This window comes from Polaribacter sp. BAL334, from assembly GCF_015767435.1.
Lineage (GTDB): Bacteria > Bacteroidota > Bacteroidia > Flavobacteriales > Flavobacteriaceae > Polaribacter.
Map to the genome: position 1 here is coordinate 1 of NZ_JADWOV010000144.1, position 866 is coordinate 866.

The 866-nt window shown below is 33.5% G+C and carries 1 protein-coding gene; it reads right to left on the minus strand.

Annotation, left to right across the window (positions count from 1 at the left end):
- Positions 1-866, minus strand: an 866-nt coding sequence (locus IU405_RS00755) for an NADP-dependent isocitrate dehydrogenase (protein ID WP_197436739.1), incomplete at both ends; no start/stop codon positions are given.

The window sequence follows — 866 nt, forward strand, 5'->3', positions numbered from 1 at the left end:
ATTTTTCCATTTCCGATAGATAAATTACTTTCTATAAAAACAAGAGTTTTTTCTCCTAAATTATCAATAAGCCTAGAAGCAAATTCAGATGTTGAAACTATTTCTTTAGTTATATTTTCTTGATATATATCCGCTGTATGATAGCCATCCTCAATCGTTTTTAACCATGCATTCTTTATAGAATCTGCAACTTTTGTTTTTCCCAAATGGCATAACATTAAAATTGCAGCATTTAACAATCCAGATGGGTTTGCAATTTTTTGTCCTGCTATATCAGGTGCTGAACCATGAATAGCCTCAAACATTGCCACATTTTCTCCAATATTAGCTGAACCAGCCAATCCTACTGAACCTGCAATTTCAGCTGCAATATCTGAAATAATATCACCGTATAAATTGGAAGTAACTATCACATCATATCTTTCTGGATTTGCAGCCAATCTTGCAGAGCCAATATCAATTATCTCAGAATTATGCTCTATTTCTGGGTATTCTTTTGCAATTTCTTTGAATACTGAATGAAACAGTCCATCAGTCAGTTTCATGATATTATCTTTCACCAAACACGTGACTTTTTTTCTGCCATAAGCTTTTGCGTATTCAAAAGCATATCTTACTATTTTTTCGCAACCTGGTCTCGTTATTAATTTCAAACATTGCACAACATCTTGGGTTTGTTGATGCTCAATGCCAGCATACAAATCCTCTTCATTTTCTCTGATAATCACAACATCCATGGTAGGGAAATTCGTTTTTACATATGGATGAAGCGCAATAACTGGTCTTACATTTGCAAATAATCCTAGTGTTTTTCTTAACGTAACATTCAAACTTTTATAACCTTTTCCTTGTGGTGTCGTTATAGG